The 17,755-nt window shown below is 50.7% G+C and carries 18 protein-coding genes and 2 tRNA genes; 8 read left to right on the top strand and 12 right to left on the bottom strand.

All coding sequences use genetic code 11. From position 1 onward, the window contains the following. The first annotated feature begins 3 nt into the window (after window positions 1-3). From KKH67_15405 to KKH67_15385, 5 genes are all read left to right on the top strand, one after another. Window positions 4-894: a cation diffusion facilitator family transporter gene (locus KKH67_15405; protein MBU1320564.1), complete on the top strand. Its 891-nt coding sequence runs from the start codon at window positions 4-6 to the stop codon at window positions 892-894. Then, window positions 891-1,898: a cysteine synthase family protein gene (locus tag KKH67_15400; protein MBU1320563.1), complete on the top strand. Its 1,008-nt coding sequence runs from the start codon at window positions 891-893 to the stop codon at window positions 1,896-1,898. The genes KKH67_15405 and KKH67_15400 overlap by 4 nt, the downstream gene beginning before the upstream one ends. Window positions 1,899-1,924: 26 nt before the next feature. Next, window positions 1,925-2,656 (top strand): DUF1573 domain-containing protein, encoded by a 732-nt coding sequence (locus tag KKH67_15395; GenBank protein ID MBU1320562.1) that lies wholly within the window; start codon window positions 1,925-1,927, stop codon window positions 2,654-2,656. 480 nt (window positions 2,657-3,136) lie between these two features. Then, window positions 3,137-3,209 (top strand) — tRNA-Thr (locus tag KKH67_15390). Between the two features lie 286 nt (window positions 3,210-3,495). Further along, window positions 3,496-3,921 carry a bacteriohemerythrin gene (locus tag KKH67_15385; protein ID MBU1320561.1) on the top strand — a complete coding sequence of 142 codons (426 nt, stop codon included), beginning with the start codon at window positions 3,496-3,498 and terminating at the stop codon, window positions 3,919-3,921. Window positions 3,922-4,042: 121 nt separating this feature from the next. On the opposite strand, the gene KKH67_15380 is transcribed toward KKH67_15385, so the two are convergent. The 10 genes from KKH67_15380 to KKH67_15335 form a co-directional block, all read right to left on the bottom strand. Then, window positions 4,043-5,518 (bottom strand): SLC13 family permease, encoded by a 1,476-nt coding sequence (locus KKH67_15380; protein MBU1320560.1) that lies wholly within the window; start codon window positions 5,516-5,518, stop codon window positions 4,043-4,045. Between the two features lie 100 nt (window positions 5,519-5,618). After that, window positions 5,619-6,143, bottom strand: coding sequence for a CBS domain-containing protein (locus KKH67_15375; protein ID MBU1320559.1), 525 nt, complete (start codon window positions 6,141-6,143; stop codon window positions 5,619-5,621). A gap of 234 nt (window positions 6,144-6,377) precedes the next feature. Next, window positions 6,378-6,450, bottom strand: a tRNA-Phe gene (locus KKH67_15370). Window positions 6,451-6,604: 154 nt separating this feature from the next. After that, window positions 6,605-6,886, bottom strand: coding sequence for a hypothetical protein (locus tag KKH67_15365; protein MBU1320558.1), 282 nt, complete (start codon window positions 6,884-6,886; stop codon window positions 6,605-6,607). After that, window positions 6,864-7,832, bottom strand: coding sequence for a serine hydrolase (locus KKH67_15360; GenBank protein MBU1320557.1), 969 nt, complete (start codon window positions 7,830-7,832; stop codon window positions 6,864-6,866). Before KKH67_15360 ends, KKH67_15365 begins: the two co-directional genes overlap by 23 nt. Beyond that, window positions 7,829-8,635 carry a DUF72 domain-containing protein gene (locus tag KKH67_15355; GenBank protein MBU1320556.1) on the bottom strand — a complete coding sequence of 269 codons (807 nt, stop codon included), beginning with the start codon at window positions 8,633-8,635 and terminating at the stop codon, window positions 7,829-7,831. The genes KKH67_15360 and KKH67_15355 overlap by 4 nt, the downstream gene beginning before the upstream one ends. 163 nt (window positions 8,636-8,798) lie before the next feature. Further along, window positions 8,799-9,395: a hypothetical protein gene (locus KKH67_15350; GenBank protein MBU1320555.1), complete on the bottom strand. Its 597-nt coding sequence runs from the start codon at window positions 9,393-9,395 to the stop codon at window positions 8,799-8,801. Continuing rightward, complete coding sequence (locus KKH67_15345; protein MBU1320554.1) at window positions 9,395-10,195, bottom strand: hypothetical protein; 801 nt, start codon at window positions 10,193-10,195, stop codon at window positions 9,395-9,397. The genes KKH67_15350 and KKH67_15345 overlap by 1 nt, the downstream gene beginning before the upstream one ends. Then, on the bottom strand, window positions 10,195-10,818 hold the full coding sequence (locus KKH67_15340; protein MBU1320553.1) for a hypothetical protein: 624 nt from the start codon (window positions 10,816-10,818) through the stop codon (window positions 10,195-10,197). Before KKH67_15340 ends, KKH67_15345 begins: the two co-directional genes overlap by 1 nt. Before the next feature lie 10 nt (window positions 10,819-10,828). After that, window positions 10,829-11,842 (bottom strand): hypothetical protein, encoded by a 1,014-nt coding sequence (locus KKH67_15335; protein ID MBU1320552.1) that lies wholly within the window; start codon window positions 11,840-11,842, stop codon window positions 10,829-10,831. Window positions 11,843-12,079: 237 nt separating this feature from the next. Here KKH67_15335 and KKH67_15330 point away from each other — a divergent pair, with 237 nt between their 5' ends. From KKH67_15330 to KKH67_15320, 3 genes are read left to right on the top strand one after another with little or no spacing between them, the layout of a single operon-like run. Then, window positions 12,080-13,300, top strand: a complete 1,221-nt coding sequence (locus KKH67_15330; GenBank protein MBU1320551.1) for an extracellular solute-binding protein — start codon at window positions 12,080-12,082, stop codon at window positions 13,298-13,300. Window positions 13,301-13,304: 4 nt separating this feature from the next. Further along, window positions 13,305-14,195: a sugar ABC transporter permease gene (locus KKH67_15325; GenBank protein MBU1320550.1), complete on the top strand. Its 891-nt coding sequence runs from the start codon at window positions 13,305-13,307 to the stop codon at window positions 14,193-14,195. Beyond that, window positions 14,192-15,007: a carbohydrate ABC transporter permease gene (locus tag KKH67_15320; GenBank protein MBU1320549.1), complete on the top strand. Its 816-nt coding sequence runs from the start codon at window positions 14,192-14,194 to the stop codon at window positions 15,005-15,007. Before KKH67_15325 ends, KKH67_15320 begins: the two co-directional genes overlap by 4 nt. Window positions 15,008-15,021: 14 nt before the next feature. Here KKH67_15320 and KKH67_15315 read toward each other — a convergent pair whose 3' ends face one another. Together KKH67_15315 and KKH67_15310 are read right to left on the bottom strand one after the other, a co-directional pair. Further along, window positions 15,022-16,911, bottom strand: coding sequence for an N-acetylmuramoyl-L-alanine amidase (locus KKH67_15315; GenBank protein MBU1320548.1), 1,890 nt, complete (start codon window positions 16,909-16,911; stop codon window positions 15,022-15,024). After that, window positions 16,908-17,755 (bottom strand): hypothetical protein (locus KKH67_15310; protein ID MBU1320547.1); only part of this gene is annotated, 848 nt, incomplete at its 5' end. The genes KKH67_15315 and KKH67_15310, both read right to left, overlap by 4 nt.

Below are 17,755 nucleotides of genomic sequence, written 5' to 3'. Positions count from 1 at the left end.
AACATGAACATATTCGCGTTGACAGCAGAAAACACTACTCGATTTTCACTGATAGTAAACATCCTTCTCTTCCAGTTGAAGGTGGTTGGCGGGGTGTTCGGTCATAGCAGAGCGCTTCTTGCCGATGCCATCAATTCACTGCTGGATATCGTGGGCAATACGGTCGTCTGGATAGGGATCAGAATCGCAAAACGTCCCGCCGACGAGGGACATCCATACGGCCATGGTCATGCAGATACAATCGCTGCGCTATTCGTGTCGACTCTGCTGGTTATCACCGGCATCTACATTGGCTACAGCGCAGTCCACGTAATAATCGACAAGGATTATACAGTACCAGGAAAACTGGCAACCGCGGTGGCAGCATTTACGATAGTCGTCAAGGAAATCCTGTATCAATGGACTATTCGTGCTGGCCGGAAGGCCAACTCACCAGCCGTGATTGCGAACGCGTACGATCATCGCGCCGATGTCTATGCATCTTCCGGGGCGCTGATCGGCATAGTGGTTGCTCAGATCGGTTTTCCCGTGCTTGATCCGATCGCCGGATTCTGGATTGGATTCCTGATTCTCAAGAATGCCGTAAATCTTCTCAAGAACAACCTCCACTTTCTGATGGGTGGGGCGCCGGATCCAGCTATCAGACTAAAGATTCTTGAAACTGCACTTGCGCATGACGGTGTAAAACATGTAAGAGAGATAAAGGTGAGATCATCCGGACCGACATACATCGCCGATCTCAAGATCATGGTAGATAGAGACCTAACGGTTCACCAGGGACACGACATTGCAACTGCTCTGAAAATGACACTGCGACAAGTCCTTGACAAGCTGCAGGATGTAATGATCCATGTGGAGCCGTTTGACCCCGATAGGGAGAAGGACCAGAAGTGAAATACGCCGAGAACATCTGTGACCTGATTGGCAACACGCCTATGGTCAGACTAACGAAAACTGTCGCAGATCTGAAGCCTATAATCCTCGCTAAGCTGGAATTCTTAAATCCAAGCGGGTCAATCAAGGATCGGATGGCGTATTACATTATCACGCACGGAGAGAAACATGGTCTTCTGAAGCCGAATGACGTGATTGTGGACAACACGTCCGGAAATACAGGCTCCAGCGGTGCTATGGTGGCTGCGGCGAAAGGTTACAGATCGCTGTTCACGACGCCCGAGAAGACCAGCAAGGAGAAGCGCGATCTGATCAAGTCGTTCGGTGCAGAGATTGTCGTTACACCGTCCGACGTGCCGCATGACGACCCGTCGAGCTTCTACATGCAGGCCAAGACTTTTGGGAGCAGACCTGGACATTTCTATATGGATCAGTATGACAGCCAGGTCAATGTCGAGGGGCATTACATGACTACGGGGCCTGAGATCTGGAGAGACACCGATGGCAGGGTCACGCATTTCGTCTGCGGCATCGGAACCGGCGGAACAATCTCCGGTGCCTCCAAATTCCTCAAAGAGAAGAACGCGAATATCGTCACAATCGGTGTCGATCCGAAGGGTTCACTATTCGCGGCATACATGAACAGCGAGCCGATTCCGAATCCCCGCCCGTACAAAGTCGAGGGCATCGGGACGGATGTTATCACCAAGGCGTTCCTGAAAGAATATGTGGATGACGTTGTACAGGTTGACGACAGAGACGCTTTCAGAATGGCTCGCGAACTCTGCCGTAGCGAAGGTATCTCTGCTGGTGGTTCATCAGGAGCGGTGCTCTGGGCAATCCGGCAGTGCTGCGGCAATCTCTCGGAGAACGATGTAGTCGTGACTATTCTGGCCGACGGAGGAATCAGATACCTGTCCAAAATGTATAATGATGAATGGATGAAAGAACATGGGATGCTGTCCGATGTTGGAGAGAGTGAGAAGATCGAAGAAGTACGGTAGATTCAATGGGCATCAGGAGGATTAGTATGTACGCAACAATATGCAAAATCACACTTCTGGCGATCTCGCTGGTCATGTCGGTTATGATTGTCTCAGTCTCTGGGCAGCAGCTCGAGAAGCCTCTAAATGCTACGATTGATTTCAGCGAACACAATTTTGATTTCGGCTGCATGCCTAAAGGAGCCAAGGTTACACACACTTATAATATCGAGAACAAAGGCACGGACACGCTGCGAATAATCAAAGTTACTCCATCGTGTGGCTGCACATATGCTCCGCTGTCCAAGTCCGACGTCGGCCCGGGCGACAGCTCACAACTCGATATCTTCTTCGATTCCAAGAAGTTCCATGGCAAGATAACAAAGAAGGTTTCCGTACTCTCCAACGATCCCACTGACCCCTTTACCGAAATATATTTCTCCGCCCTCGTCGACCGCGTGCATCCATTGCTTAGCGCGACTCCCGCTGTTGTCGAGTCGTCACTGGAAGAGAGAGAGAAGATCGGCAGCTCGTATCAAGTCAAGCTCTCTAACACTGGCGATGCACCAATCGGTGTCGATATTGTCTCTAGCTCAGAGCCGTATCTGGAAGCCAAGTTATCCAGAGCGAGTATCGAGCCTGGTCAGTCTATCGATTTGATTATCAAGCTGAGATCGACTCGCGAGTCTCAGAAGGACGCATGGTACTCGGTCACTCTGGAGACGAACGATCCTCAGAAGCAGAGACTCACGATACCCCTGTTTTTGCCTGCGAGTTGATTGTCAGTAAGTTGGCTCGATCCAATCTATTACGGCAGATCAGATAGCGTCAGAAAGCACCTGCACTGCAACGTTTCACCTCTGGAACTGTCACTTAAGATGGCGGTCTTGCCGCCAAAGAGCTCGGTCCAAATATTGAAGCAACTGAAGAAAAAATGACTTGACAAACAAGCGCTCTTATGTAGATTGTTGATGAAGATTTTGAGGGTGTTCCTCTGCTGTCCCTGGGTAGTTTCCTAGCCCCCTCTACCCTACCAGAAGGCACCCTCTTTTTATTTGTCTTCTACATCTGATCCTCTACCTATGCAGCGATTGCCTGCACATCTGACAGCTCTGGTACTCGTGAATATAGCCACGTTATGACAACGCTTTCGGGATTGTTTCGGGCTCTGACATCGAAAAAAGCGAGCGGTGGAGTACTTTTCGGTTGCGTAAATAGACCGTGGCTTTTTTATTGTACGGCCGATAGGTTTAAATGAGGCCACCGTAGCTCAGCTGGTAGAGCAGACGATTCGTAATCGTCAGGTCAGCAGTTCGATTCTGCTCGGTGGCTCTTTTTTGTGTCTTCAGCCCGAGAACGCATCGAGCCTGAACACATCTCAGCCCGGCCTAAGGAAATCTGATCAAATGACGAATAATACAAAAGGGGAGATGTCATCATGTCGCCATCCGGCGATACTGGGATCTCCATAGGATTGTTGGGATTCTGAGTTTTTGAAATTGACGCGGAGAATTGGTCTGTTTCAATCTTGCAAAGCAGACAACAAGCATAGAAAACTAGTTTGCTTTCACAGGTACGCTAGAGCAGGACTACCAGGCACTTCGCAGAAAGGGGCACGATGAATACCAGGACTTTCGTCAAATGGCACGATCGCTACGGTGTCGGAAACCTTGATCTTGACAACGATCACAAGGCTATCATTTCCATCATCAACGATCTTTACACAGCCATACAGATGAAAACCGATCGCTCGGAAATCAGGAGGATACTCGACAGGCTGCTTGAATACATCCTATCTCATTTTGAGCGAGAAGAGCGACTTATGGAGGAGGCTCGCTTCCCGGAATCGGAAAGGCACAGACATCTTCATCGTTGCCTTGCCCGGAAGACGCAGGAACTGCGCGATCGATCCCTGCAAAACGAGGAAGGCATTTCTCAAGAAGCGATGTCCTTCCTGAAGGATTGGTGGATAGACCACATTATTGTCATGGACATGCGTTACAAGCCATACATAGAGGGGACTAAGGTACCGGGTCGGGCCTAGATGCTCTTGGCGAGGTACGAGTGAAGACAGCGCGACAGTCGTAAGAGATGTGAAAGCAGGAGCAATGAATTTCTCATGCCCAAGGAAAGGGGGGTCATCCGCGTAGATGTCTTCTAGCCCCTCACGAAACCGTCACCGGCATCCCCATCATAGGCCAGATCACAGCGACGAAGAGCGCAAGAACAAGCATCAGCACCACGCTCGCGGGAATGCCCGCTTTGAAGAACTCTCCGCTGGAGAATTGTCTACTCTCATACGCAATGGCATTGGGAGCCGCGCCCACCAGCAGCAAAAATGGCATGCCGGCGGTAACGAGACAGCTAAAGAGGACAACTTCGGGCGCCACGCCAAGATATGGCGCGATCACAAGCGCCACCGGCAGCGAAATCGCGATCGCCGCGACGTTCATGATCAGATTCGTCATTACCAACACGAACAGAGCAATTCCCATCACAAATATGAACCAAGTCGCATCTTTGAGAAGAGTCAGCCATTCGATAGCGAGCCACTGTGCTGCGCCTGTCTGCCACAGGCAGAATCCGATACTCATCGCCCCACCGAACAGCAGAACAATATTCCACGGAATCTCCTCAAGGTCTTTGATTGTCAGAATCTTAAACATAAAGAAGAGAATCGTAGCGACCAGAATGATGGCACTCTTGTTGATCAGATCGAGACCCGGGATGAACGATCTCAGACTCATCACCGCGATCGCGGTGGTGACGATGATAATGGTGAGATACTCACCGCGCTTCACCGGCCCCAGACTGGCATTCAGAGCCTTGGCCCTCTCGCGTAAACCGGGGATGGTCTTTCGCTCGGGACGAAAGAATATCATTATGTATCCCCACAGCAGGATAGTCATTACTACTCCGACTGGCAGCATGTATTCAGATAGCTCGAAGAAGGAAATCTCACGTCCTGTTATATCCCTGAAGAATCCGATTGCGACCGCGCCTCTGGCGGCTCCAAGCAGTGTTATGATGCTGCCCGCACCGGCTACAAATGCCATGCCTATGAAGAGTCCTTTGCCGAATTTGGTGGGTCGCTCGTCCTCCTCGTAAAGGCCGTAGATTGCCATCAGAAGCGGAAACATTGCAGCCGCAACGGCAGTATGCGCCATTATCAGCGTCATCGTGGCAGTCATAACAAAGCATCCGAGATATATCATGCTCGTCTTCTCGCCAACCATCACGAGCATCTTGTAAGCCATGCGTTTGGTCAATCCAGACTTGCTAAATGCCATACCGATCACGACCGAGCCGATGATGAACCAGACCGACGGATCCATGAAGTCTTTGAATGCGATCTCTGCCGGGCGAATCAGAAACAATGCCTGGACAACACCGATTGCGATGCTGGTTACGCCGATTGGCACCACCTCGAACACCCACCAGGTTGCTGCAAGCAGGAAGAGCGCAAGAGCGGCCTTACCTTCTCGTGTGAGAACAAAGTTCTTGCCTTCGGGATCGACTGCATCCGGCCACGCGGGTGAAAAGTAAACAACTCCAAAGAGCAATAGGCCGAGGAGTATGAAGGAGATTCGCTTCCAGTCTACTTGAGCTACGCCTTTGGCGAGCTTGATGTGTTCAGGCATTTGTGGCAACATGCCCGATACTGACTCGTCAAGTTGTTTTTTCCTGCTGAATACTCTAAGCCAGCTCATAATGTCCTCTTCATAATTCGCGGGGAGGGCTTCAATCAAGCATCTTCGCTACTTCGTGAAACACATCGACACTCCGCACCACTCCGACGATCTCCTGGTCACTCAGAACCGGCAGAAGATGCAGGTCCTTGCTCAACATCTTATAGATGACCTTTGCGAGATTATCATTATAGTCTACGGTCGAGACAATCGGCTGCATAATTTCGCTTACGGGGTGAGCCGATTGCTCTTTCATGGCCTGGCCTACCTTACCACCGGAGATGTCCACCAGATTAGGATCGGCTTCGACATCGAACAGCTGCTTGCGGTAGGAGATTGACATCGTACGCAGGAATTTAGGTTCAAGGCCGCGCAGGAGATCGCGTCGCCTAACGGTGCCGACCAGGTTGTACTTCTCGTCAAAGACAAGCAGCGCGCGCGGAAGCGATTTCTGACCGCGAAACTCAATAACAGATTTCTCGATCTCGACTACTGCCTGACGCAGCGTGAACCAATATGGGATATGAGGATAGTCCTGAAGGGGAATCATGATCTCCCCGGCGCACTTAGTTGGCATTGCTTACTCCTGATTTCTGCCTGTAGTTCGCGTCACAAACTTGTCACTTCAGCGACCCGAGCAGAGTGATCTCAGCTCGGTAATGAAGTTGCACCAAGATTAGTACATATTAATGCGCTTGTCAATAGTATTAGGCTCTCTCCTTCTCTATGCAGAAGGTCGCAATATCAGGTCAAAGGCGTCCTGTTTAGATGTTCGGCTGAAGAGGTGCTAATGGCTCGTAGGAGTAACAAATGGCGCCCCCCAGAATTGAACTGGGGACACACGGATTTTCAGTCCGTTGCTCTACCAACTGAGCTAGGGCGCCAAATGGAAACCATATTTAATCTATTCTTCGGAATCTGTCAATATCTTTTTAGGTCTGGCAGGAGTGTAGGAGCAGATTCAATGCAGAATAAGACCAGACTAACTCGATGATCGAGTATGGATGTATCTGGTCGCCCGACAAATCCAGCGGCCCATCAACCTTCGATCATGAGTTCCGCGAACCGTCGTTCCAGCATGTCTACTTTCCCGAGGAGCATGTCCAGCTTGGCATCAATATCCTGTATATTCGATCCGAGTTCCTTGAGCACGAGGTTGTCTCTCTTTCTGCCGGCATCGACATTGTTCAGCATCTCATCAAGCTGCGCAATCGACCGTGCAAGTTTGGGGAGATCGGTGTTGACTATTGTGCCAACAGCGTCGATACTGAACTGAAGCTGTTCGATCGACCCCGGATCAGTCACTTCCTCTTTCGGCATGATGGCTCTCCTGATCAAAACGGTTTAGGTTCTTGAATGCCCAGGATGCAAGTGTTCTGGCTGTGCGAAACCTTGTATTCGTTCCCGGCGCACCCAGAACTGCAACTGTGATATCATGATTGTTGTCATCACAAAGACGCGTAACAAAGCAATAGCCTGACTTCTGAATGTAACCGGTCTTGCCACCCAGCACACTCCACCCTGAGCTAAGCAGCTTATTCGTATTAACAATGTCCCGTCTGCGTTTGTGATTCAGCGATCGGTAGCTGTAGCGGTCGGTAGTAGCGGCAGTAGCTATCAGCTTGACTTTCAGCGCTGCGTCAATAAGTCGAGCGCAGTCCATAGCTGTCGACACATTCCGTTGGTCGAGGCCGGTCACCTCATATATTTCCGTGTCGTACATTCCGAGCGATTTTGCTTTTTGGTTCATGCGCGCTACGAACTCAGCATTTGACAGACCTGTACTCCGGGCAAGCGTCCGGGCTGCGCGATTGTCCGAGTTGATGAGCATAATGTAAAACAGATCACTGGCATAGAAGGTCTCTCCAATCTTCAACCTGGATCGAGCTGAGTTACTCGCATCCTCTCTGCTGACTTTGACTACTTCGGCCCAATCGAGGTCGAGGTCAATCAATACCATAGCGGTCAGCAGCTTGGTGATTGAAGCGATCGACCGAACGGCGTCAGCGTTCTTCTGATAGAGAATCTCATTTGTGGAGTTGTCAATCACGATCGCAGCGCTGCAGTTCACGGAAGGCTTTCGACTTACGTTTCGCTCAGTCTGGAAATATGTGTCAGTAAGTGGCATTGTCACAGTAGCGAGATAAGCGTCAGCGCACAATGAAGCATCAAAGAAGTTCCGTAATGGATACCCGAAACGGTGATAGCAGCCAAGCATAATCAATGTCGCGGCTCCTATGAAGAATATCTGTCTGCTGCGTTTCATTTGTTGTCACTCTCCTGGTCAATCTCGCGCCTGATCATCTCTTTCAACATTTTGGCATTTTGCACAGCCTGACCATGATGGCAGTTGTTGAAGAAGACATACATTTCACCGGCTGCCCTCTTCGCTTCGCGAATATTATCTATCCAGCTCTTCAGTTGCTTTTCGGAATACAGATAATCATATCTGAGCGCCCCTCCATTCCACCAATGCTCAGCATTCCTCCCGTGCAGCCGCACATATATCCTCCGCGCGCATTCGAATAGCTCCGGCCTGGGCAGCGAGGATAACTGAGGACCGTCGACGGAGCAGAGACTGATGTTCGCCTTCTCGCACAGTGCAAATACTTCGTCTCGATGCCATCCCCTATGTCTGAATTCAATGTAGAGCGGGTATCTGTCAAGCAACCCGGTTGCACGCGCCAGATATGACAGGTTCTGCTGTGACCACCTGAATGAGAATGGAAATTGCATCAACAGGCCTCTCAGCTTACCCGCATCAACAAGAGGTTTAATGCTCTCTTTGAATTCATCCACCTGCGCCATGACGTCCTTTCGATCATGCGTCACGCTCATGTGAGTCTTGACCATAAACTCAAAATGATCGGGCGTCTTCTTCTCCATATTCTCAAATACTCTCGGATGTGGAATCCTATAATAGGATGAGTTTATTTCGACAATGTCAAAGTGATTGACATAGTAATCGAGCATTTTGCCCTTCTTGATATCATCGGGATAAAACACACCTACCCAATCAAGAAAAGAGTAGCCCGAAGTGCCGATTTTTACTTCCCTTAGATCTGCCATATCAATATCTGTCAGTCACCATATTAATTGTCGGTAGTTGGGGTTCACTTCTTTCTGATCTTCTGGAATTTCACAGCACCGCATTTAGGGCATATCCACTTGCGCTGCTTGTGGAAAGACCGCTTGATCTCTTTCATCGCTGTGCTGCATTTGGTGCATATCATCAGGAAATCAACCCAATTGCATCTCTCAGTATAAATTCAAGTCTACCAATAAGTAACGATATTCGCGACATCACTGTATATCCGAATGTCGCACCGAAAAAGACCATGAGAAAATAGGTTCCGAGTTTCGTGAACTCACCGTAAAAGCCTTCTTGCTTTCGCGAGAAGAAAAAATACGCCGTCGTGGTGACAATCCCAACCAGGATGATAATGCCATTGATCGTGAAAAGAGACTGCATCGAAGCAGACATCTGCTTAAGGATTCGTGCTTGAAGCATCGCTGGAATCGATATGCCTGCTCCAAAGCCGATCATTAAGGAGAGCGGCAATCGTGACATGTACGCCCATCGCCTATTCAGGCGTGCGAACATCATCAATCCGAGAATTACCGGTACCAGCACAATCATCTCGCCTCTGAGAAATAGCTTATCGATCACCAGCGGATAAATCGTGTTTCTCGATATTATGACCAGATAATACCCTACAGAGATGCCGACCAGAAGATATTCAGCAAAGCGATAGAATGGATTCTCCCTATACAGGAATGAGAAGATCAGCAGAGTCAGCACGAGTGCGACAAGTGTACCGAGTTCCATCAGAGCTTCCTTCTCCAGGCGGCAAGGTTGGCGATAATTACAAGGAGGACAATCATAAGGTGACCTGATGACTGTGCAAGCATGCCCCTCTGTCCGCCGCCACTGTAGCCGAGCAGCTTCTCATATTCGGAAGCGCCCTTCAACCCACCAACAAGCCCTTCAAGTTGACCGGAGGCCGTATACGGATAGTAGGATGTTGCCATCACGGCAGTCAGGCCCGTGGCCACTTTCTGGCCGTATCGTGCCCCGGCATACTCGACCCAGTACGTCGGCAGCGAGCCATCTGCAAGGGAGACTACAAGGGGAATATCATCGTAGTCGGAAAGATCAGAAAATGCCGGAAAGTCGAGCCAATTCTCGTTGCGATAATCGAGCGGAAAGACATCCCTGATATTCTCCCCCATTCCCAATATGGCAGAGACGTACTGCGGACGGTATCCCAGGTATATGAAGTCATCGCCATATTCCTTGTCATAGCTGCGAGCGATAGACGACAGGAGATTATATCCAATCGCAGTACCTTCAGAGAAGAGCGCGAGTCCGATAATGTGAAGGTCCTTGCTGAATGCATGTTTGATGATCGCAATTGCGACCGGCTGAATCTCCGGCAGCGATGATGCCTCGATATCAAACGAGATCATGATCCTGCTGCCTTGCGGCAGAGCATCTATGGCGTCATACACTTTTTGCGTCTCCGGTCCAACACTGACCGGCAGGTTTACCTTGAGAGTCAGCGGTATCGCGACTGCTGCCAGCAGCAAAAGATATATGATCCTCCTGTCGAGTCGTGACAAATCCATCAATTCCTCCCGAGATAGCTTCTCTCAATCCCGAGTATCACGCGCAATGCCGTGGTTATGGAGCCGAGCCCGATACCGATCAGCACTGCCCTCTTGGCCGCCATTGACGGAACATTCAGTATCCACTCCGCACTCGCAGGAACGAAGTCACCGATGAGTTCGCCGACCGGTATCCTTCCAAGCATTATCACGAGCGCTGTAGCCAGCAGGATGCCTGCCTCAACATTGCGAAGTCGAAATCCGCGGTAGGCAGCCGATGCAACAAAGAACGCAAGCAACGCGAACACCGTCGACTGCATAGGCACCTGCATATTGTCAAACATCCAGACAAAGACCGATCCACTGTCTGTTCCGCCGGCAAAGCCAGCCACAGCCATAACCACAATAGCCATGAGTGTGATTATGCTGAAACCCCAGAATCTTTCGCGGCGTGAAATCCGCTTGAAGTGCATCTGGAAGACCGACAACACGCCGACAATCAGTGTAAACGCAAATATGATCTGGACCCAGTCCAGTAGTGTCGAATATGTTGACACTACCATTGGATGTGGAGAGAAATACTGAACAAGCCCGAATACGCCTGCAAGGAAGCAAACCGCCAATGGCATTTTCTTGTTCAGCACAGTTGATATCCTACGTTCGTCCGATCCACTCTGCCAGTGTGTTCGATCCGAATGTTACCATGATTGCACCGGCAAAGAGCAGTGCGACAATTGCAATTTTCAGGAAGTCCTGCACTTTCACCGATGACAGTATCTTGGCATCCTTAGTCAAATAGCCGGAGGCTGCAAAGAGTTCTTCTCCGATCAACGTAAAATCGCAAGCTACCATGAAGAACGATAGCTGTATTGTGGAGTCGGTCCCCGCCACCTGCATGGCACCGACAGAATTGCCTGTTTCCGCGAGAATGAGCGCCTCTCCCTCGAAGGTCCCGAGGAGAAAGATCGCGGCTGGTTTATATCGAGAAACAACGCCATCCACCGCTGCCGCATAACCGAGCTGCGACGATGATGTATAGAAGACATTGTCAGCATTATACATATCGGCTTGTCCCTGCTCGATATACGATTCGCGGACGACTTCCTCAGCCGCAGCCATGATTACCGGATCGTGAGTTGGAAAATACAGATCGCATCGGTACTCCGCAGTTTTCGCAGCCACGTAGCGAAGGATATTCAAAGCGGCAATCGTGGTAGGCCGCTGGATGTCTCCCCCCCAACCCGGCGTGAACAGGACAGGCTTGCCCATCTCAGTCGCCCGTCCGACGGCCTCGTCGACTGCTTCGAGCCCTTTGATCGGTCGAATATAGAATGGCTTGTTGCGTCTCGACAGGAGTGTCACAGCCACGAGCGTGAGGACGCATACGAGCGTGCCGATGAGCACAGTCGTGCGATGTGCGTTATACCACTGCGCACTTGCAGAGACCGGACCTGCGTAGAGATTCGATGAGGAATCACCGCCTCTGGCCACTATCATGTATTCGTAAGGCTTCCCATCAGCCACAGAGTCGTCCAAGTGCGATTCATCACTCAATGCAGCCACAGCTATCAATTTCCAGGCGATGGAACCTACATTGCGCCGATAAATTGTCAGGGTGTCTGCGGCGGATGATCCAACGAAATCATACGCGGACCAACAAAGCGTCACACTTCCGCCACCATCGGAAGGAGTATCAATGGCAGTGAATTCTGCGCTCGCGACAGGACAGAACAGCGCAGATATAACGCAGAACAGGAGCAGCCAGAATGCCCTCACAGAATGCCGGACGATGCACCTCCTACACAGACTTCTTATCAATAGCAAATGTACGTAGCAGGCTGTTATGGTCAACAAAAACAGATTTTAATGTTGACTCATGGTGGCTGGACGCATCTCTTGTAAGTTATGAAGAAGATCGCATTGCTTTGTCTTGTAGCCTTGCTGGCCGGTTGTGGAGGCAGTGCCGACTCGAACAAGATTCGGCTCAGCTTCTGGCAGTTCTGGACTTCTCCGGAAGTCAAACCGACCATCGAAAGACTAATCCGCGAATATGAAGAGCTTAACCCCAACGTGACTGTTGATCTGGTCGATCTCACGTGGTCCGACGGACACGAGAAAATAGTCGTTGCGTTTTCTACCAGAACCGCTCCCGATTTAATCGAATTGGGATCAGACTGGATCGGCGAATTCGCGAGGCAGGGCGTTCTCGCAGATATATCCGAATTCCATGACAGCGCACAAGCTGAATTCATGATGTGGGAACCTGCGCTGTACCAGAACCGAGCGTACGCTATCCCGTGGCTGCTCGGAACGAGGATTCTCTATTACAACAAGGATCTGCTATTACGGTCCGGTGAAAGTAATACAGATCCTCCAGCCACTTGGGCAGATTTGCTGCGGCAGTCTAAGCAGATAACGGCGCTTGGAGAGCCGTATTTCGGTTTCGGCTCGAACTCTGCCGAGAGGCATCGGCTCTACAAGAAGTTTCTGCCGTTCCTGTGGAGCAATGGCGGCGAAATACTCTCCGACAATGGATCCGAATCGCTGCTCGGTGAACAGCCGGCTATCGAAGCATTAGAGTATTATGTCTCCCTCTCAGATGTCGGTTACATGGACACGCAACGCGCACTCGATGACAAGTTCCTCGCGGGTGAACTCGGGTTCATAATTTCCGGCGACTGGCTGTTGAAACGCATTGACAAACAGCCCCCTCCCTTCGATGTCGGCGGGTGGGTAATTCCTGTCCCTGACTCCGGTGATGTGTCCGTATCATTCGCTGGAGGAGAATATCTTGCTGTTAACTCGGCATCCGACTATCAAAGCGAAGCGCTTAAGCTTGCCACCTATCTGACCTCAGAAATACCGGATTACGAATTCTGCAAAGCTGTCGGTAGTCCTACGCCTGCGAATATCATGGCTTCAGTAAAGATGATGCAGGATCCGAACGCACTGCGATGGATATTTCTCCAGCAGATCATGACCGCTCGCTCCTCACCGCTCCATCCAGAGTGGGTGTATATTGAGGAAATCATTGAAAGAGCTGTAGAAGAAGCGATCTACCACAAATCAGATGCGAGCACCGCGCTGACAAAAGCTTCCAACGAAATCAAAAAGCTGCTGGAATAGAGATATGGCCGTCAATCGACCGCTCTCATACCGAAGAACTGCGCTGTTGTATCTTTCACCCTGGATTATCACTCTATTGCTATTCTGGCTCTATCCTCTCGCCTACTCTTTCTATCTAAGTCTCACAGACTATGAATTGCTCGGTCGAACCATCAACTTCGTCGGCTTTGCGAACTACCGCAATCTTTTCATGGATTCGGACTTCCTGAAGGCATTGTTCAATACGCTGATATTCGTAGTCGGGACTATTCCATTCACGACTCTGTTTGCGTTAGCTCTTGCGCTGCTGGTCAATCGTAAGATACCGGGAGCACGATTCTTCAGATCGGGATACTTCATTCCATCTATCACATCTCTCGTTGTCATAGCATTGATTTTCACGAATCTGTACTCCAGAGGCGGCTACCTGACGATGCTCTGCGACCTGGTTGGCATCCCGACGCCGGAACGTGGCTTTCTTTTCTCTGAGTCAACGGCGCTCTTTGCCATTATGGCGATGGACATCTGGATTGCCTCCGGCTACTATATGCTTCTATTCCTCGCCGCACTCAAATCAATCCCGCAGGAGCATTATGAAGCAGCTGCAATCGATGGTGCATCGTCATGGTCATCATTTATCAGGATCACGCTCCCGCAATTGCGCCCAATGGCACTTTACATAATACTGATCAATACCATCAAGTCTTTCCAGGTGTTCGTCGAGATATTCGTCATGACCAAAGGCGGACCGTTGAACTCAACGCTCACCGCTGTCTATTTTGTTTATGACCGAGGGCTGCATCGGTTCGACATGGGCTATGCATCGGCGGCAGCATATATACTGTTCGTCCTGATCATGATTTTCGCGCTGATACAAATGCGGCTCTTCCGCGTTGGACGGAGCACTGCAGAATGAAGATTCGCAACGTTCTTACATGGATTCTCATGCTGGTGATCCTCATTGGCATGCTTCTGCCACTCTGGTGGATGCTTCTCGGAACATTCTCCGAGAGTTTTGCATCGGGCTCGCTCCTTCGCAATTTGACTGAGTACAGGTTCACTCTTGAGAATCTCTCTTCGATCCTCAAAGTCAGCGGTTTCAGCCGTTCAATCTTAAATTCGCTCGTTGTCGGCGGAATCGTAACAGTCGGCAATCTCGTCTTCTGTCTGATGGTCGGTTATGCTTTCGCGCGGTTCAAACTCAAGTTTAACAAGCTCCTCTTTCTGTCGGTGGCGGCAGTCCTGATGATACCGGTGCATATAATCATCATCCCCCTATTTCTCTTGATAAAAGGCCTCGGGTGGTACGATTCCTACTTCGCCCTTATTGTGCCTTTCCTCGTGAATCCACTCGCCGTGCTGCTGATCACTCAGTACATCCGAGAGCTTCCGCCCGATCTTGAAGAGGCGGCACGCATCGATGGTGCGGGTGAGCTGAGAATTCTTTTCTCGGTGGTCGCGCCGATGTGCAAACCGGTGCTGGCGGTCCTTGCCGTGCAAGTCTTCATGACAAACTGGAATTCATTCTTGCTTCCGTTCATCCTGACATCATCGGAGACAATGCGAACACTTCCGGTCATGCTCGCACTTTTGCAGGGGTATCAGCAAATCGATTGGCCACAGCTGTTCGCGGCATCGACAATATCGGCGATTCCTGTGATAGCTGTCTTTCTACTGTTCCAGCGCCAGATCGTATCCGGGATAACCGCCGGCGCAGTCAAGTCATAGCGACTGGGAGAGAATCAGTCATCATCGAGTGAATCCAGGTAATCATCGAGACCCTCGAGAATGCCCTTGGCACATTTCTCCTGGAATGACTCTGTCCTCAGAGCCGCCTCCTGCTCCGGAATGATCATGAATGCACATTCCGCAAGAACAGCGATGTACTGTGTAGGACGAGTCACCGCGAAATTCGCATAGAACAAACCGTGATCGCGCAGGTCGGTTCGGTCGACCATCCGCGCCAATATCGATTCAGCCAGTGCCTTGCTGTGAGAATTGTAGTAGTATGCAGACGTTCCGTTCGCATAATACGGATTCATGCCATCCGGAACAGAGTTATTGTGAATCGAAATGAAGATATCGCAATTGTGTTCTCTCGTCATTTTCGGACGGTCATACAACTTCACATCCGAATTGTCGACCCGTGTCACAAATACCGTCGCTCCCTTCTTACGGAGCATTTCCGCCAGCCGGAGAGCAATGGACAGATTCGCCTCGGCCTCCGTAAGTCCGGTAGGCCCGATAGCACCGGGATCTGCGGAATGCCCGGGGTCCAGCATGATCCTCAAGTCCTTGTATGATCGCAACTTGGAGGGTCCGCGGATTATGTCGAGTGTCAGCGTATTGCCTTCGTAATAGCTATCCCATCCCCAGACATTGAAGTCCTCAAGCTCTACTACGAGTCTATATACACCATCCTGCTCCTGACTCCAGGTGACTCGTTTCACGAATTCCTGAGAGCGAATATACCTAATCCAGTCGGTATCGGATGTGCCATAGAATACGCGAAGCACGAACTTGCGTTCGTCGAGGAGTTCCTCGACCTGGAACGGGAGCTTTTCGTCAAGAAACACCTGCAATCTGACCCGGTCGACGAGACCCGTGCATCTAAGATCCCTGATGAAGCTCTGCGGTGATGGTGTACCCTGGGCCATCAGGATCACCGATGTGTCGGGCACCCAGGCTGTCTGGCCCGGCGCCAACGCCAACCTGAGGTAGTTCGAATATTTGCCGATGCAGACGAATCGAACGCCTTTTGGCTGAAATATCGACAGGTACCCTTTGCGCGGTCCGGTCCTGATCGACTGCACAGAATCTTTCAACTCGACGACTCGCGGGTATCCGTGACGGGTAACAGTCACACGACCAAATGCGGTGTCTTCTACGACCGAATAGACACTGTCCGCCACAGCAACCTTAGGTCCGGTCCGCCCGGCCGCTACCTGCTTTGCGGAAACCTGCAATTTGTAGAAAATGCGTGCACTGTCGACCAGCGCAGAATCCGGTATGTAGAGACTTCCATTATATATGCCGGCTACATTGCTCTCCTGCTGAACTGCACCCGAACCGAACACCTCGCTACCCCATGAATTTTCATACAGCAGGCCGCTTTCCACCATCGGAATATCTCTTGCAACGCCCTCTATCGAGAATGAAGCTTTACCCCCCGGCGTTCCTCTGAGGCTAACCTCCAGCAGATCACCTGAGACGAGCTCTTGATACACAGTCGGTACGTGATATTGATGCAGTATCGCGAGGGAATCCCTGGGGACTGCGCAATATCGGTCTGCAATCCTCACCGGCCAAACAAGTGTCGTAGAGAGACCGGCCAGATTCGCAGTGAGCACAAACTCAAATTCACCGGCAGAGACATCGAGGAACGCAAGAAATCCACCCTCTTTGTGGACAGGAACTCTGATGCCATTGATCTCCAGGCTCGATCCCGGCGTCACTTTGCCTATGATAAAAGTGGAGTCTACTGCAGGAAGGCTCTGATTCTTCCGAGGATACTGCACTTTGATCAGTGGTTCCTGCGCCATCGCGACCGCGGATAGTGCAATGACGGTTGCCACCAATAGTGACACGAATTCTAACCTGCGCAAAATTATCTTAAGGCCGGTAATCCTCATTTGTCTCTCTCCGTAGCTCCGTGACCGGGGCGATCCGGGAAAACAAGCTTGCTATCCTTCAAGTATACACCTTCGAACGGTTCATCTTTAAGAAGATAACTGCTATCGAGATCGAGATAGTCCGCCAGACCGGCGAGATTCGCAGAAGCAGATATCCCTATTGAAGTCTCGAGCATACAACCTATCATGATTCTCATCTTGGCGAATTGTGCAGCGGCGATCATTGCGAGCGCATTCCTGATTCCGCCTACTTTTTGGAGCTTGATGTTTATCCCTCCGATACTACCGGCGTACTTCTCGACATCATTAATATCTTTAATGCTCTCGTCCATTATGATCGGACAATTCAGTTCCTTCTGAAGCTCTGCGAGGCAGGATGGTTTCGGATCCGTCAGAGGTTCCTCGACGAGTTCGAGCTTGAGGTCATGCGCTGCCCTGACAAGCCACTCGATGTTGTTCAGATCAAGAGCCCCATTGGCGTCGACTCTCACCGTGCGACCACGCTGACGTCCCAGCAGTTCCAGGTTCTCCTGATCGTATTCACCTCCGAGTTTGAGTTTCAGAATTCGGAAGTCCTCCGCACTCTTGAGTCGTTTCTCAATCATCCCGGGCGCATCCACAGATATGGTGTAAGAGCTCTCTCGTCCTGCGGGATTCGGCAGCGCCAGGTATTCCCAGAGCGGTTGATTCGCTGATCGTGACGCAAAATCGTGAAGGGCAATATCGAGACCGGCAAGGAGTGAGTATCTGAGACCAGCCTCAGTCTTAACGGTATCGAGTGCGACGGACAGCTGGAGTGGATCGGCTGGGAATTCAAAGGATGAGGAACTAATCACATCACAGC

It is taken from the genome of Candidatus Zixiibacteriota bacterium (assembly GCA_018820315.1).
Lineage (GTDB): Bacteria > Zixibacteria > MSB-5A5 > JAABVY01 > JAHJOQ01 > JAHJOQ01.
The sequence above is the reverse complement of the archived record's forward strand: the minus strand, read 5'-3'. Positions and strand labels throughout refer to the sequence as shown.

Coding starts and splice junctions, on each gene's coding strand:
- KKH67_15405 (MBU1320564.1), top strand. CDS start 4: ATGAACATATTCGCGTTGACAGCAGAAAACACTACTCGATTTTCACTG.
- KKH67_15395 (MBU1320562.1), top strand. CDS start 1,925: ATGTACGCAACAATATGCAAAATCACACTTCTGGCGATCTCGCTGGTC.
- KKH67_15385 (MBU1320561.1), top strand. CDS start 3,496: ATGAATACCAGGACTTTCGTCAAATGGCACGATCGCTACGGTGTCGGA.
- KKH67_15380 (MBU1320560.1), bottom strand. CDS start 5,518: ATGCCTGAACACATCAAGCTCGCCAAAGGCGTAGCTCAAGTAGACTGG.
- KKH67_15375 (MBU1320559.1), bottom strand. CDS start 6,143: ATGCCAACTAAGTGCGCCGGGGAGATCATGATTCCCCTTCAGGACTAT.
- KKH67_15365 (MBU1320558.1), bottom strand. CDS start 6,886: ATGCCGAAAGAGGAAGTGACTGATCCGGGGTCGATCGAACAGCTTCAG.
- KKH67_15360 (MBU1320557.1), bottom strand. CDS start 7,832: ATGAAACGCAGCAGACAGATATTCTTCATAGGAGCCGCGACATTGATT.
- KKH67_15355 (MBU1320556.1), bottom strand. CDS start 8,635: ATGGCAGATCTAAGGGAAGTAAAAATCGGCACTTCGGGCTACTCTTTT.
- KKH67_15350 (MBU1320555.1), bottom strand. CDS start 9,395: ATGGAACTCGGTACACTTGTCGCACTCGTGCTGACTCTGCTGATCTTC.
- KKH67_15345 (MBU1320554.1), bottom strand. CDS start 10,195: ATGGATTTGTCACGACTCGACAGGAGGATCATATATCTTTTGCTGCTG.
- KKH67_15330 (MBU1320551.1), top strand. CDS start 12,080: ATGAAGAAGATCGCATTGCTTTGTCTTGTAGCCTTGCTGGCCGGTTGT.
- KKH67_15325 (MBU1320550.1), top strand. CDS start 13,305: ATGGCCGTCAATCGACCGCTCTCATACCGAAGAACTGCGCTGTTGTAT.
- KKH67_15320 (MBU1320549.1), top strand. CDS start 14,192: ATGAAGATTCGCAACGTTCTTACATGGATTCTCATGCTGGTGATCCTC.
- KKH67_15315 (MBU1320548.1), bottom strand. CDS start 16,911: ATGAGGATTACCGGCCTTAAGATAATTTTGCGCAGGTTAGAATTCGTG.